This is a genomic window from Massilia sp. PWRC2 (assembly GCF_049896725.1).
Classification (GTDB): Bacteria; Pseudomonadota; Gammaproteobacteria; order Burkholderiales; family Burkholderiaceae_D; genus JAFCUW01.
Map to the genome: position 1 here is coordinate 12,438 of NZ_JAFCUW010000002.1, position 14,124 is coordinate 26,561.

General features: G+C 65.8%; 11 protein-coding genes. 5 read left to right on the plus strand and 6 right to left on the minus strand.

All coding sequences use genetic code 11. From position 1 onward, the window contains the following. Window positions 1-206: 206 nt before the first annotated feature. From ACP7BZ_RS04775 to motA, 4 genes are all read left to right on the plus strand, one after another. Window positions 207-1,253, plus strand: a complete 1,047-nt coding sequence (locus ACP7BZ_RS04775; RefSeq protein ID WP_426110581.1) for a potassium channel family protein — start codon at window positions 207-209, stop codon at window positions 1,251-1,253. 221 nt (window positions 1,254-1,474) lie between these two features. Then, window positions 1,475-1,873, plus strand: a complete 399-nt coding sequence (locus tag ACP7BZ_RS04780) for a PA2779 family protein (RefSeq protein WP_426110583.1) — start codon at window positions 1,475-1,477, stop codon at window positions 1,871-1,873. A 36-nt stretch (window positions 1,874-1,909) separates the two neighbouring features. Further along, the gene (locus tag ACP7BZ_RS04785; RefSeq protein WP_426110585.1) at window positions 1,910-2,869 is read left to right on the plus strand and encodes a PA2778 family cysteine peptidase; all 960 of its coding nucleotides are present in this window, start codon (window positions 1,910-1,912) and stop codon (window positions 2,867-2,869) included. Window positions 2,870-3,086: 217 nt separating this feature from the next. Continuing rightward, a complete protein-coding gene (gene motA / locus ACP7BZ_RS04790; protein ID WP_426110587.1) occupies window positions 3,087-3,956 on the plus strand; it encodes a flagellar motor stator protein MotA in 870 nt (289 codons plus the stop codon). Between the two features lie 77 nt (window positions 3,957-4,033). On the opposite strand, the gene ACP7BZ_RS04795 is transcribed toward motA, so the two are convergent. From ACP7BZ_RS04795 to ACP7BZ_RS04820, 6 genes are all read right to left on the minus strand, one after another. Beyond that, window positions 4,034-4,360, minus strand: a complete 327-nt coding sequence (locus tag ACP7BZ_RS04795; protein ID WP_426110589.1) for a c-type cytochrome — start codon at window positions 4,358-4,360, stop codon at window positions 4,034-4,036. Between the two features lie 49 nt (window positions 4,361-4,409). Next, window positions 4,410-4,757, minus strand: coding sequence for a hypothetical protein (locus ACP7BZ_RS04800; RefSeq protein WP_426110591.1), 348 nt, complete (start codon window positions 4,755-4,757; stop codon window positions 4,410-4,412). 174 nt (window positions 4,758-4,931) lie between these two features. Then, complete coding sequence (locus ACP7BZ_RS04805) at window positions 4,932-5,756, minus strand: SRPBCC family protein (protein WP_426110593.1); 825 nt, start codon at window positions 5,754-5,756, stop codon at window positions 4,932-4,934. Between the two features lie 34 nt (window positions 5,757-5,790). Then, window positions 5,791-6,879 (minus strand): EamA family transporter, encoded by a 1,089-nt coding sequence (locus ACP7BZ_RS04810; protein WP_426110595.1) that lies wholly within the window; start codon window positions 6,877-6,879, stop codon window positions 5,791-5,793. After that, window positions 6,876-11,108 (minus strand): ATP-binding protein, encoded by a 4,233-nt coding sequence (locus ACP7BZ_RS04815; protein WP_426110597.1) that lies wholly within the window; start codon window positions 11,106-11,108, stop codon window positions 6,876-6,878. The genes ACP7BZ_RS04810 and ACP7BZ_RS04815 overlap by 4 nt, the downstream gene beginning before the upstream one ends. 107 nt (window positions 11,109-11,215) lie before the next feature. Then, window positions 11,216-12,094: a PhzF family phenazine biosynthesis protein gene (locus tag ACP7BZ_RS04820; protein WP_426110599.1), complete on the minus strand. Its 879-nt coding sequence runs from the start codon at window positions 12,092-12,094 to the stop codon at window positions 11,216-11,218. 189 nt (window positions 12,095-12,283) lie between these two features. Here ACP7BZ_RS04820 and ACP7BZ_RS04825 point away from each other — a divergent pair, with 189 nt between their 5' ends. Continuing rightward, window positions 12,284-14,116 carry a DUF885 domain-containing protein gene (locus tag ACP7BZ_RS04825; protein ID WP_426110601.1) on the plus strand — a complete coding sequence of 611 codons (1,833 nt, stop codon included), beginning with the start codon at window positions 12,284-12,286 and terminating at the stop codon, window positions 14,114-14,116. The last annotated feature ends 8 nt before the right edge of the window (window positions 14,117-14,124 follow it).

A 14,124-nucleotide genomic window follows, 5' to 3' on the forward strand; every position in this document is an offset into this window, starting at 1 on the left:
TGGCCGCACCCGTTACCCCCCGCGCCCACCCCCCCCCCCCCCCCCCCCCGCAACAGGCTACCAGCTCGGCGCAACAACGATCACAACGCGCCGGGTGAAAGCGATACTGTCCGCCATCAGCTCCCTTCCTCCCGCATGAGCGCCACTGCTATCATGGGAAAACTTGCAGAGCGGAACATGTCAGCACTGCGGATCGGGGAGCGCGGATGCAATCAAGGCAACACCAGTTGGCCAAACTGCTGCAGCACCGGCACGTCAAGGGCCTGGCCATCGGCGCCGGCCTGCTGACGCTGGTGCATATCGCCGGCACGCTGGGATACCATTACCTGGGGCGGCCCAACGCCTCCTGGATCGACAGCTTTTACATGACCTTTATTACCGTGGCCACCATCGGTTATGGCGAGACGGTCGACTTGAGCCACCATCCGATGGGGCGCCTGTTCACCGTGTTCATCGCCGTGCTGGGGATCGGGGCGATGAGTTATGTGTTTTCCACCGTGGTCGCACTGCTGGTGGATGCCGATTTGAATGCGCAACGAAGGAGAAGGCGGATGGAAAAGGAAATCGCCCGGCTGTCCGGCCATTACATCGTCTGTGGCATTGGCCGCGTCGGCAGCAATGTGGCCAAGGAGCTGGTCACCACCCGGCGCCGCTTCGTGGTGGTCGAAAGCGAGCGGCCGTCGCTCGATGCGTGGCTCGAGTACCACCCGCACTGCCTGTACGTGCATGATGACGCGGCCGATGACGCCGCCTTGCTGCGCGCCGGCGTGATGGGGGCGACCGGCGTGTTCGCCGTCACTGGCGACGACAGCCACAATTTGATGATCGCCATGTCCGTCAAGATGCTCAATCCCCACGCTCGGGTGGTGGTGCGCCTGCACGATGTGCGCAATACCAAGAAGGCACGCCATGCCGGCGCCGACGAAATCGTCTCGCCCGATTTTACTGGCGGCATGCGCATCGCCTCGGCCATGGTGCGCCCGCACGTCGTCAATTTCATGGACCAGATGCTGCGCAGCGAAGGCGCCTTGCGGGTGGAAGAACTGGTGTTGCCAGACACCATGACGGCGCTGCCACTGGGCCAGCTGTTGCCGCGGTCACCCGCCTACATGCTGATGGCGACCTACCAGAACGACCGGTGGACCTTCAATCCCCCCGACGACTTGCTGGTCGGCGCCGGCGTGACGCTGGTGCTGATGGCCGATCCGGACGGGCGCGCATTTGCCGAAGAACGGGTCCGCAAGCATAGTTGAACGGCGCCTGTGCCGCCACGCCACAGTGCCATTTGTTGTCCGACCGGCATGGTCGTGCGCACCAGCGGAGGCAGTTTGTTGCGCCGTGTTCTCAACAAGTAAGAAATACTTCGGTGTAATTGTTCGTAAGTGTAAGATCCAGCGAGACATGAAACGATTCCATGGTGTGATCCACTGGGACGGTTTCATGGCGATCACTTAACGTACTCGAGGAACTGAAAATGATGCAATCGTTGAAGAAAATGTTCGTCCACACCATGATCACCGCACTGGTGTTCGTCGGCTTCACCCAGACTGTACAAGCAGCCATGATCAGCACCGAGCAAGTCGTCTCGGCCGCCGCCGCCCAGCAAAACCGGGTGAAAATCGCGGCGACGTTTGATCGCGCCGATGTCCAGGTCGAGCTGCAAAAGATGGGTATCAGCGCTGACGAAGCCAAAGCCCGCGTGGCCGCGCTGACCGATGCCGAAACCGTCTCGATCGCCCACCGCGTCGATTCGATCCCGGCCGGCGGTGATGGCATCATTGGCGCGATTATTTTCATCTTCGTGCTGCTGCTGGTAACCGACATCCTCGGCCTGACCAAGGTCTATCCATTTACCCGCTCGCTGCGCAATTAACTTTGCTGCAATTAAGAATGCAATGAGACGGATGCAATGAGGCGTACATGGTGTCGCTCGCTGCCGGGGCTGGCCCTGGTGCTGGGACTGCTGTCCGGTTGCGCCGCACCGCAAACCACGGCGCTGCTGTCCGCGCCGCGCGTGGGGATGGCGCGCCAGATCGAGCTGCAGGCGACACCTTTCATTGCGCAGGAGCGTTACCAGTGCGGTCCGGCGGCACTGGCCATGGCGCTGCGTGCGGCCGGTTTTGCCATCGATGCCGACACCCTGGTGCCGCAAGTCTACCTGCCGCAACGGCAGGGCAGCCTGCAGGTGGAGATGATCGCTGCCGGCCGCCGCAACGGCGCCATCAGCATGACGATTGCCCCGCGCCTTGAGGCGCTGCTGTCAGAACTGGCGGCCGGCAACCCGGTGCTGGTCCTGCAAAATCTCAGCCTGCCGCTGGTGCCGAAATGGCACTATGCGGTGGCGATTGGCTACGATCTGGATCGCCGCGCCATTATCCTGCGCTCGGGCACCACCGAACGGCTGGTGATGCCGCTGTCCACCTTCGAGCATACCTGGGCGCGCAGCGCGTTCTGGGCCATGGTGACCCTGCCACCGGGCCGGCTGCCGGCGACGGCAGAACCGGCAACCGTGGTCGATGCCCTGGTCGCCTTCGAAAAAAGCAGCCCGCCGGGCGCTGCCCGCGCCACCTATGCGCTGGCGGCACAGCGTTGGCCAGAGAACCTGACGCTGGCACTGGGCTTGGGTAACAGCGCCTACGCCGCCGGCGACCGCGCGGCAGCGGCCGCAGCGTTCAGTCGCGCCAGCGAACGCCACCCCGACAGCGGCGCAGCATTGAATAATCTTGCAGTGGTCCTGATGGACTTGGGCCAGTTGCCGGCGGCCCGCGCGGCGGCCGAACGGGCGCTGGCGCTGGGCGGGCGCTGGCGCGAGGCGGCGCAAGATACCCTCAACACCATTGCGCTGGCAGAAAAAAACCGGCAACAGTGACCGCCTCGCGGGGAAGACCCTATACAGGCGCTCGCGTTGACGCATCAAACGGGCGAGCCGCCGTCCCAGCACGGTCACGCCGATACCCGCAGCCCCCGGCACGGCAATGACGCCATCGTCGCTGGTACTCTTGGTCTTGCTGATGTTGACCTGATGCAATATCTTTCCATCCGGCATCCTGCTACGATGTCAGCTCCGCTTCATGCAGGGAGATAACGTGGCTGTGATTATCGGTATTATCATCGTGCTAAGCGCGATCTTCGGCGGCTTCATCCTCGAGGGTGGCCATCTTGGGCCGCTGTTTCAACCCTATGAACTGTTGATGATCGGCGGCGGCGCGCTCGGTGCATTTGTCATATCGAATGACCGCGAATCGCGCAACGCCACCTTCAAGGCGTTGTCGACGATATTTCAATCAGCCAGGCAAAGCCGGGAACTGTATCTTGAATTATTGTCCTTGCTGTTCGAGATATTTTCAAAGGTCCGCAAGGAAGGACTGATGTCAATTGAGTATGATATGGACCATCCGTATGAAAGTCCGCTGTTTGAAAAATATCGCCTGGTAACCGCAGATCACCATTTGGTCGAATTCATCTCCGACTATTTTCGATTAATGGTATCGGGGAATATGGACCCGTTCCAGATTGAAAATTTGATGGACAATGAAATCGAGGTGCATCATCAGGATGGCGAAATTGCCATTCATGCCATCAACAAGCTGGCCGATGGACTGCCTGCCTTCGGTATCGTGGCCGCCGTCATGGGGATCGTGCACACCATGGGATCAGTCGGCATGCCGCCGGCTGAACTGGGCAGCTTGATCGGCGCAGCACTGGTCGGCACATTTCTGGGGATCTTGCTGTCCTATGGCGTCTTTAGTCCCCTCGCCAATTTGCTCGATCGCAAGCTGCAAGAATCGACAAAAGTGTATCAGTGCATAAAAGTCGCCATGATCGCCAGCATGAATGGCTACGCCCCGACGCTGGCGGTGGAATTTGGCAGGAAACTGGTGTCGAGCAGCCGGCGGCCGAATTTCCGGGAACTGGAAGAGCATCTGCGGCCAGCGAAGAAAGCCGGCAACCGCTGAATCAACGCGTGATCCCGTGCAGGCCTGAGCCTGAGATCACGCTCGACCGCCTGGCGAATGCCTTTGGCCGTCGACCTTTATTTCTGCGCTAACACCCACTTCACCAGCGTCGTCGCTTCCGCTGGCGACACCTGGGCATTGGCCGGCATCGGCACCGGCCCCCAGACGCCGCCGCCGCCCTTCATGACTTTCTGCGCCAGCTTGCTCTCGGCATCTTTCTGGCCGGCGTATTTCGCTGCGACGTCCTTGTAAGCGGGGCCCACCAGTTTCGCGCCAACCGCATGGCACGCCATGCAGTTTTTCGCTTTGGCCAGGTCGAGGCCAGGATCAGCGAGGGCGACATTGGCCGCCGCCATGCTGACAAACATGCCAGCGCTGAGACACAACAGGGTAGATCGTTTCATGTATTTCTCCAATGGGGAACCGAACCTCCATCATGGCCTATTTTCGGGCTCAGCTGGCAGCGTCGTTGCATTTTTCGCCGTTCCAGCACGCAGACGGTCGATGCTTTGTCTTGCCTCGCACATCATCGGCGTACGTCAGATGCTTGCCATGCGCCTTGTTGGCTGGATGCCAGATCAGTGTCTGCAGGGGCCGTGCGCGCTCCCCGGTCGCCGCTTGACCGCTCGTCAAACCGGTGTTTGTCTGATAGACCCGGGCGCGATCGTATTGCTGCACGACGCGAAAGCCAAGCGCATGCGGACCGAGGTCCAGCAGCAAGCCGCTTGCACTGACCGTGGCTGAGGCGGCTTGTACACTGGCTGTGAACGCAAGCAGGACCATTGCAGTAAAAGAGCGCATCGAATCTCTCTTTTTGGCGGGTAATTGGATAACAAGATTCGAAAGATAACAGTTCAACCGCTGACGCACGGCAGCATGCGATGAGCTGCACAAACACCATACTGAACTGCAGCGGGACCGGCTTTGCTTGCGCGTGACTGCTGCGCGCGCTGGCCTGATCGGCTCGGGCTGGTCTTAGCCGGCGGCGCTGGCAGGCGTGGCTGGCGGCGCTGCAAAGGTCGTCGCCAGCCACGCCTGCCAGCGCGGCCGCTCGCGCTCGAGCGCCGCCTGCGCCTGCGCGCCATAGTGATAGACGTTGATCGCCACCATGCTCTGCCCGCCATAGTTAAAGGCGCCGAATGCGGCCACGCCGGGCCCCGGCTGCGCCAGGCGCAGCAGGGCGTCGTACGGATCTTCGCTGAGGTATTCGACGACCCCGCCCAGCGTCGGCACACCGGCGCGCGCCTGCCATGGCTGGCCAACGGTGATATCGTGCAGTCCCAGCGCCGTGCACAGTGCCTGCCAGGCTTGCGCCGCGCTGCCGGCAACCGGCACCACCAGTTGCAGCAGGCTTGCCGGCTGGCCGCGGAAATGGCGCAGATACAGCTGCAGGGTGCGAAAGAACGCGGGCCAGCCCTGCGCTGTGGCGTCGAGCTGGGCGTCCCAGTCGGCGACCTCGGTCAGCATGCTGTTAATGACGTGGACGGTGCAGTGGCCGTCGGCGCCGGCTTCCACCCGCCATTGGCTGGCAATCGGCGGCGAGCCGCCCCAGCCATCGCCCTGCACGGTGAAGGCGTGCGGCGGCTGCCACGCGGTGATGGCCGAGCGCGGCGCCATGCCGGGGCCGAAATTGAACTGCACCGCAACGGGCGTGCCGTCGACTTCCTCGAACGCGGTGGGCACGAACCACGACGAGATGCCCGGTCCGCTGGCAATCGCCCGCCATACTTCCTGCGGCGTGCCGGGAACTTCGACCGAGACGTGCACTGAACGACGCCCTGCTTCGATGGTGACAGGCATGATGGCTCCCCGACGTAGTGGTTGTGAGGCGATTTTAATGCGTATGGCGGTGATGGGTATCGGGAAAATGCGCATGCGTGTGCTGCAGTTCTTCATGCGCGTGCGCGTGCGCATGCGGCTCGACCCCGTCCCAGTCGAAGCCATGCTGATGCTGGTGGTGGGCGTCGTGGCGGTGGCTGTGCGCGTGGGTCTGCGGCAGGTGGGTGTGCGGATGGGCGTGGCGCTCGGTCAGGTGCAGTGCGATGCCGGCCGCCATCAGCGCGCCACCGAGCCAGAAGCCGGCGGCGGGCGACTCGCCCAGCAGCAGGGCGACGGTGACGCCGACAAACGGCGCCGCCGAAAAATACGCGCCGCTGCGGGCGCTGCCCAGCGTGCGCAGGGCCAGCACGAATAGCACCAGGCTCAGGCCATAGCCACAAAAGCCGACCACGCCGATCGCTGCGATGGTCGGCAGCGGTGGCATGGGGGTGTGCAGCGTCAGCGCGATCGCCAGGTTGACGGCGCCCGCTGCCAGGCCCTTGATGCAGGCGATCTGCACGGCGTCGCTGTCGGCCACCTTGCGCGTCAGGTTGTTGTCGATGGCCCAGCACAGGCAGGCACCGAGCACGGCCAGCGCCCCCCAGCCGGGCGTTGCCAGCGTCAACAGTGTGCCTGCCGCCGCCGGTTGCCACGCCAGCACGGCGCCGCCGGCGACGATCAGCAGCATGCCCAGCAAGATGCGGCGGTCAAAATTTTCCTTAAAAACGCACCAGGCCAGCAGCGAGGTCAGCACCCCCTCCATGTTCAGCAGTAGCGACGCCGTCGCCCCGCTCAAGGAGCGCAGTCCCACCATCAGCAGCACCGGCCCGGCCACCCCGCCAAAGGCAATCGCCGCCGCCAGCCATGGCAGGTCGGCCGGGCGCAGATGGACGGCAGTTGCCGGCGCCCGCTGCAGCGGGCGGCCCGGCAGGCGGCCGAGCATGCGGCGCAGCAGCGTCAGCGCCAGCAGGCCAAGGCCGCTGCCCAGGTACAGCAATGCCGCCAGCGCCAGCGGCGCCACGCTGCCCACCAGCAGCTTGGCGAACGGCGTGCTGGCGCCAAAAGTGGCGGCGGCCAGCAGCGCATACAAGATGCCGCGGTTCATGGACTGCATCCTTGCGCAGCCGATGCTGGCATCGGCGCCGCGCTGGCCGCCTGCTTCAAAATCTGCTCGACGCTGACCAGGTCGGCCGGCTTGGTCAGGTGGCAGTCAAAGCCGGCCGCCTGCGAGCGCTGGCGGTCTTGCTCGGCGCCCCAGCCGGTCAAGGCCACCAGCGTGGTTTGCGCCAGCCCCGCCAGCTGGCGCAAGCGTGGTGCCACCTCGAAGCCGCTCTGGTCGGGCAGGCCGATATCGAGAAACACCACCTGCGGCAGGAAGTGGGCGGCCAGCGCGATGGCGGCGGCGCCGTCGTGCACCATGCGCACCGTGTGGCCGTGCAGGTGCAGCAGCTCGGCCAGCATGTCGGCGGCGTCGACGTTGTCGTCGACGTTGTCGTCGACCACCAGCACCCGCAGGGCGGCGCCAGCGGCCGGCGCGCCCGCTGCGCCAGCCGCATCGAGCAGCGCCAAACCAGCTGCTGCAGTGGCGCCATCGAGCGGCAGGCGCACGGTAAAACAGCTGCCCTGGCCGGCGCCGGCGCTGTCGACCTGCACTGTGCCGCCGTGCAGTTCGACCAGCCGCCGCACCAGGTTCAGACCCACCCCGAGGCCGCCGATTCCCACGCCTTGATGGCGGTGCGCCTGGGCGTACATGTCAAATACCAGCGGCAGCATGGCGGCGTCGATGCCGATGCCATTGTCGCTGACCGCCACGGCGATGCTGCCGTCCTCGATCGTCGCGTTGATGCGGATGCGGCCATGCGGCGGGGTGTACTTGGCGGCGTTGTTGAGCAGGTTCGACAGCACCTGGGCGATGCGGTGGCGGTCCACTGCCAGTGACAGCGGGGTGGCCGGCAAGTGCTGCTCGAGTTGATGGTGGCCGCCATCGATGAGCGGCATGCTGATCTCGATGGCGTCGGCGATCACCTGCGCCAGCGTGACCGCTTCGAGCCGCAGTTCGACCTTGCCCTCGGACAGGCGCGCCATGTCGAGCAGGTCGTCGACCAGATGGACCATGTGGTCGACCTGGCGCCGCATCATCGCCTGCACTTCAATATTGCCCTGCGCCGCCGGCCGCAGGCGCATCAAATCGAGGCCGCTACGGATCGGTGCCAGTGGATTGCGCAGTTCGTGCGCCAGGGTGAACAGGAATTCGCTCTGCATGCGGTTTTTTTCCGCCAGCGCATCGGCCAGCCGTTGCAGTTCGTCGGTGGCGTGCCTGTGCGGGCTGATGTCGAAAGTGACCCCGTCAAAGCGCGTGGTCTGGCCCTGGTCGTCCAGATCGCACCAGCCAATCGCGCGCAGCGAGCGCGCTTCGCGGACATTGTAGAACTCCAGGTCGAGCGCGGCGCCGCCCTGTTGCGCGGTGTCGATGGCGTCGCGCAGGCGCGCCTGGTCGCCCGCCGCCAGCGCCGCCAGCAGCGCCGCCAGCGACACCGCACGCGCCGCGCCCAGGCCCAGGTGGCCGGCCATCTGCTCGTTGATTTGATAGTGGTGGAACGGCGCGTCGGCATACCAGACGCCGATGTCGCCGGCGCGCGCCACCTGTTCGAGGCGCTGCTGCAAGGTGGTGCGCGCGTGGATGTCGGCGACGGTGCCGACGAAGCCGGCGAAGCGGCCATCTTCGTCGAAGCGCGGATTGCCGGTGTCGACGAACCAGGCATAGCTGCCATCGCCGCGGCGCAAGCGGTAATCGATGGAGAACGCCTGTTGCGCCGCATTGGCCGCCATGAACAGGCGGCGCGCTGCCACGCTGTCGTCGGCATGGAGGTTGTCGAACCAGCCGAAGCCGAGGTCGTCGGCGGCGCTGCGTCCGGTGTAGTCGCACCAGCGCTGGCTCAGGTAAGTGCAGGCACCGCTGGCATCGGTGGTCCACAACATCACCGGCGCCAGATCGATGAGCGAGCGGAAGTAGGTTTCGCGCAGGCGCAGGGCCTGCTGCTGCAGGCGCCGTTCGCGACCCAGTTCAACCTGGCGGCGCACCCGCGCCAGCAATTCGTTGGCGGCGAACGGCTTGACCATGTAATCGTCGGCGCCCGCCTGCAAGCCTTCGATCTTGGCTTCTTCGCCGGCGCGCGCCGACAGCAGCATCACCGGCAGCGTCTGCAGGTCGGCATCGGCGCGGATGCGGGCGATCAGGCCGAAGCCATCGAGCCTGGGCATCATGACGTCGCTAAGTAGCAGGTCATACGCGCCCGCCTGCAGCAGTGCGAAGGCCGCTTCGCCGTCGGCGCAGGCAGTGACCTGCCCGTGCGGCGCCAGCAAAGCCGCCAGGTAGGCGCGCATGTCGTTGTTGTCGTCGGCGACGAGCACGCGCGCGGCGGCGCCGGAGGGCGCTGGCGCCGCCGTCGCTGCGACTGCCAGGGACGCCGGCAAGGGCGCCGGCACGCTGTCCGGCAGCCAGCGCAGCGCTTCTTCGACGAAGGCGGCGCCGGTACGGTCTTCGAGGACGGCACCGGCGGCCGGCGCTTCGAGCAGCCGTTCGGCCGGCAGGTGCGCATGGCCGAACGGCAGGTCGACATCGAAGCGGGTGCCTTCGCCCACCACGCTGTGGACGCTGATGCTGCCGCCGTGCAGACGCACCAGCTCTTCGATCAGGGCCAGGCCGATGCCGGTGCCTTCGTAGGTACGCCCCGGTGCGCCCTCGATGCGGTGAAAGCGCTCGAACAGGCGTGGCAGTTCGTGCCGGGCGATGCCGCTGCCGCTGTCGGCCACCGACAGCCGCGCCATGCCGCCATGCTCGCGCAGCGTCACGCTGACCGCGCCCTGCAAGGTGAACTTGAAGGCGTTCGACAGCAAGTTAAAAACGATTTTTTCCCACATGTCGCGGTCGACCCACACCGGCTGCGGCAGGGTATCGAGTGCGACGTGGTACGCCAGGCCACCCTTGGCCATGGCTGACTCGAACACGGCGGTCAGGTCGGTGGTCAGGCGCGCCAGGTCGAGCGGCATGTAGGCCGCCTGCACGCGGCCAGCTTCGATGCGCGAAAAATCGAGCAGCGAATTGACCAGTTTGAGCAGCCGCAGGGCGTTGCGGCGGGTCACTTCGATGCGCTGGCGCTGCGCCGGTGCCAGCGCATCGTCGCGGTCGGCCAGGGCGTCGTCGAGGGGGCCGAGGATCAGGGTCAGCGGGGTGCGAAATTCGTGCGAGACGTTGGAAAAAAACGCCGTCTTGGCACGGTCGATCTGCGCCAGGTCGTCGGCACGCTGCTGCTCTTTTTCGTAGGCGACGACGTTGCCGACGGCAGTGTTAATCGTCGCACCCAGCAAATCGTAAAAATGCAGGTAAGCGGCGTCGATGGCGCGCGCGGCGCTCACGCCTGCGACCACGAAGCCATACAGGTCGAGCCGGCCCGGCACCGTAATCGGCAGCACCAGTGCGGCGTCAGGGGCATTGTCGTACGGCCCGCACGGCGCCGCACCGAGGCGCGCGGCCAGGCCTTCCACCAGCTGCGCCGCGCGGCTGGCGGCAACGCCGGCAAACGGCCAAATGGTGTCGTCGATGGTGGCCACCGGCGGCGCCATGGCGGCATGCGCTTCGAGGCCGGCGCCACCGCGCAGCAGCAGCTCGCCGCTGGCGGCATCGATCTGGTAGAGCAGCATGAAGGGCAGGTCGAGCAGCGCGCCCGGCTCGTCGCCCTGATACTGCGCTTCGATGTGGCGACCGATCGCGCCGATGGTGCGGGCGTCGGCAATCGCCGTGCTGAGCTCGCGCAGGCAGCGGCTGCGGCGGGCGTTGAGCACCGCCGCGGTTGCCTCTGTGATCGGATGGAAAATGCCGCCCACCTCGCCCGACTCGTCGCGAATCGGCGAGAACGAGAACGTCATGAAGGCTTCCTCGCGGTAGCCGTAGCGATCGAGGAACATGCGCTGGTCCTGGACGAAGGCGCCGGCGCCCTGGCGCGCGCTGTCGAAGGCGTCGCCGACCACCGGCAGCGCGCTGACCCAGGTGTGCTTGAACGGCGCGCCCATCGACGCCGGGTGCAGGCCGCCGCAGATGGGACGGTAGGCGTCGTTGTAGATCTGGATGTCGCTCGCCCCCCATGCCACCATAATGGGAAAGGTCGACGACAGGCACAGGCTGACCGAGGTGCGCAGGCTCTGCGGCCACTGCTGCGGCGGTCCGAGGGGCGTGCTGGCCCAGTCCATCGAGCGGATCAGCGCGCCCATCTCGCCGCCACCGGACAGCCAGCTGAGGTCATCGTTCGATGGGGAAGGATTGCTGGTCAGGGACATGAACAAACGCCGATCAAATGGGAGAGGACGGTTTGCGTGCCCCGGGCGCCCATTGTAAGACTTCCGCCTGGCGGGCGCGCTGATTATCGCGTCTGCCAGCGACGCCTTTACAGCCGCAGGCTGCCGTCGACACAGGTGACGGCATGACCGCCGACGCCAATGGCGGCTTGGCTGATCGACAGCCGGATCAGGCCCGCGCGCCCGACCACGGCGCCCTGGCTGGCCAGCAGGTCGGCGCCGAAACGCGCGCGCTGGCCGCTGTGGCGGATGAAGGCGGCGATGGCGCCATTGCCGCTGCCGCAGACGGGGTCTTCGGCGATGCCGTGGGCCGGCGCGAAGGCGCGCACTTCGATGGCGCTGGCGTGGCCGGGCGCATGCGGGCCAAACAGGGTGACACCGGTGTGGCCGCCATTGGTGTCGAACAGTTTCATGCGCTGCAGATCTGGCACGCAGGCCAGCACCGCGCTGGCGCTCTGTAACTGCGCCACCACCCAGCGCGGTCCCACATCGACCAGCTGCGGCGTGCCGACGATGGCGCAGTCAGCGCCCAGCAGCGCTTGCAGTTCCAGGGCCGCGGCCGGCGCCAGCGCGCTGATGCGCGCCGCGGGCAGGGTGAAGGCGATGGCGCGCTCGCCGTCATCATCGACACTCACCGTCAAGCCGATCAGACCAGCCTTGCACTGCTGGAGCAGCACGCCGTCCGTGGGCGCGATCAAGCCCGCTTCCAGCAGGGCGTGGGCAGTGCCGATGGTAGGGTGACCGGCGAACGGCAATTCGGCGCCCGGGGTAAAAATGCGCAAGTGGTAGTCGGCGCCGGCCGCAGTGACCGGCACCACGAAGGTGGTCTCGGACAGGTTGGTCCAGCGGGCGATCTGCTGCATCTGCGCAGTCGAGAGGGCGCCGGCATCGAAGACGACGGCGACCGGATTGCCCTGAAAAGGAACGCGGGTAAACACGTCGACGGTTTTGAAGGGGAGGGTGGTCATGGGGCGATCTGTAATTGCTAACGGTGATAGACACTGGTGTGGCGGTCCGACGGCGTCAATTTTTATGGCGCCGGCTGCGCCCTGAGTTACCATTCTGCCATTGCCGCAGCGCGGCGGCTTCGTTTGATTCACCCCCTGACCACGCCCACCGACCACCGCCCACCGACCACCGACCACCGACCCCTGACCATGCTCCCACCATTTCCGCGTCACCCCTTGCTGCTTTGCCTGTTGAGCGCCGTGCTTGCCGCTGCTGCCTTGTTGACACCGGTGGTGGCGGCGCCGCTGGCACCGTCAAGCGCTCAAGCCAGCGCCCAGGCCAGCAGCCGCCTAGACGGCCTGGCCGTGGCCTTCTACAAAGCGCGCGCCAGCTTCGATCCGCTGATGATCACCGCCAATGGCGACGCCCGCTACGACGATCAGCTGGGCCTGAATATCAGGCCGGCCGTGCGTGCTGCCCACTTCCAGCGCTACCGCCAGTTGCGCCGCCAGCTGGCGGCGCTGCCGCGCGCCCGCCTCGATCAAGCGCAGCAGCTCAATTGGGATCTGCTGGCCTATGAGCTCGACGCCGAGCTGGCGCTGGCGCCATTCCCCGCGCACCTGCTGCCGCTCGACCAGTTCGACAACGTGCCCGGTACCCTGGCCAATTACGCCAGCGGCGCCGGCTCGCAGCCCTTGACCAGCGTCGCCCAGTACCGCGCCTATCTGCATCGCCTGCGCCAGTTGCCTGCCTGGCTGGACCAGGCGGTGCGCAATATGCGCGAGGGTATCGGCCGCGGCATCGTGCAGCCGGCCGCGATCAGCGCGGCGATGCTGCCGCAGATGCGCGACATGGGTAGCAGCACGATTGAGGCGAGCGTGTTTTATACGCCCATCAAACAGCTGCCAGCGGGTTTTTCGGCGGCCGACAAAGCGGCCCTGACGGCGGCTTACCGCCAGACCATCGCCGCCGGCATCAACCCGGCGCTGGCGCGCCTGGTGCGCTTTCTCGACCAGGACTATCTGCCGGCCAGCCGCGCCAGCAGCGGCTGGAGTGCGCTGCCTGACGGCGCCGCCTGGTACCAGGCCTTGATTACCCACCGCACCAATCTGGCGCTCACGCCCGAGGCGATCCACCAGACGGGTTTGCAGGAAGTGGCGCGCATCGAGCAGCAGTGGGCGCTGCTGGGCCCCCGGCTGGGCTACACGGGCGACCCCAAGATGCTGCCGCAGTGGGTGGCCGCGCAGCCGCAGTTCAAGCCGTTCGACAGCGAGCAGCAGGTGCTCGACGTTTATCGCCAGCTCGATGGCACGGTCAAGGCCAGGCTGCCCGCCTACTTCAAGCACTTGCCAAAGTCGGCGCTGGAGATCTTGCCAGAGCCGGCCTTGAGCCGCGCCACCGCGTCCGATCATTACACGCCGGCCGCCGCCGATGGCTCCCATCCGGGCGTATTCTGGGTGGTCGTCAACGATCCCAAAGATTATGGGCGCGCCAGCATGGCCACCCTGTTCCTCCACGAAGCGCAGCCGGGCCACCATTTGCACGCCGGCCTGCTCAAGGAACTGGCGCTGCCCGATTTCCGGAAATTCAATACCGAATACATGAATAGCGCCGCCTTCACCGAAGGCTGGGCGCTGTATGCGGAGACGCTGGGCAGCCAGTTCGGTTTATATGACGATCCGCTGTTTTATTTTGGTCACCTCAACGACGAACTGCTGCGCGCGGTGCGGCTGGTGGTTGACACCGGCATCCACGCCAAAGGCTGGAGCCGCGAGCAGGCCATCGCCTACATGCGCGACACCCTGGGCGTGAGCGAGGCGCGCGCCACCAACCAGGTGCAGCGTTACATGGTGTGGCCGGCGCAGGCGCTGAGCTACAAACTGGGCGCCATGCAGATCCTGGCGCTGCGCGAGAAGGCGCGCGCCGCGCTCGGTGACAAGTTCAGCCTGGCCGACTTCCACGACGTCGTGCTCGGCGAAGGGACCGTGCCGCTGCCAGTGCTGACGCAGCGGGTCGAGCGCTGGATCGCTGCCAGCCGCTAACGATCGGG

What these genes read in the sequence shown, in the direction of transcription:
- ACP7BZ_RS04775 (WP_426110581.1), top strand. Translation starts at nt 207, where the DNA reads ATGCAATCAAGGCAACACCAGTTGGCCAAACTGCTGCAGCACCGGCAC.
- ACP7BZ_RS04780 (WP_426110583.1), top strand. Translation starts at nt 1,475, where the DNA reads ATGATGCAATCGTTGAAGAAAATGTTCGTCCACACCATGATCACCGCA.
- ACP7BZ_RS04785 (WP_426110585.1), top strand. Translation starts at nt 1,910, where the DNA reads ATGAGGCGTACATGGTGTCGCTCGCTGCCGGGGCTGGCCCTGGTGCTG.
- ACP7BZ_RS04795 (WP_426110589.1), bottom strand. Translation starts at nt 4,360, where the DNA reads ATGAAACGATCTACCCTGTTGTGTCTCAGCGCTGGCATGTTTGTCAGC.
- ACP7BZ_RS04800 (WP_426110591.1), bottom strand. Translation starts at nt 4,757, where the DNA reads ATGCGCTCTTTTACTGCAATGGTCCTGCTTGCGTTCACAGCCAGTGTA.
- ACP7BZ_RS04805 (WP_426110593.1), bottom strand. Translation starts at nt 5,756, where the DNA reads ATGCCTGTCACCATCGAAGCAGGGCGTCGTTCAGTGCACGTCTCGGTC.
- ACP7BZ_RS04810 (WP_426110595.1), bottom strand. Translation starts at nt 6,879, where the DNA reads ATGAACCGCGGCATCTTGTATGCGCTGCTGGCCGCCGCCACTTTTGGC.
- ACP7BZ_RS04815 (WP_426110597.1), bottom strand. Translation starts at nt 11,108, where the DNA reads ATGTCCCTGACCAGCAATCCTTCCCCATCGAACGATGACCTCAGCTGG.
- ACP7BZ_RS04820 (WP_426110599.1), bottom strand. Translation starts at nt 12,094, where the DNA reads ATGACCACCCTCCCCTTCAAAACCGTCGACGTGTTTACCCGCGTTCCT.
- ACP7BZ_RS04825 (WP_426110601.1), top strand. Translation starts at nt 12,284, where the DNA reads ATGCTCCCACCATTTCCGCGTCACCCCTTGCTGCTTTGCCTGTTGAGC.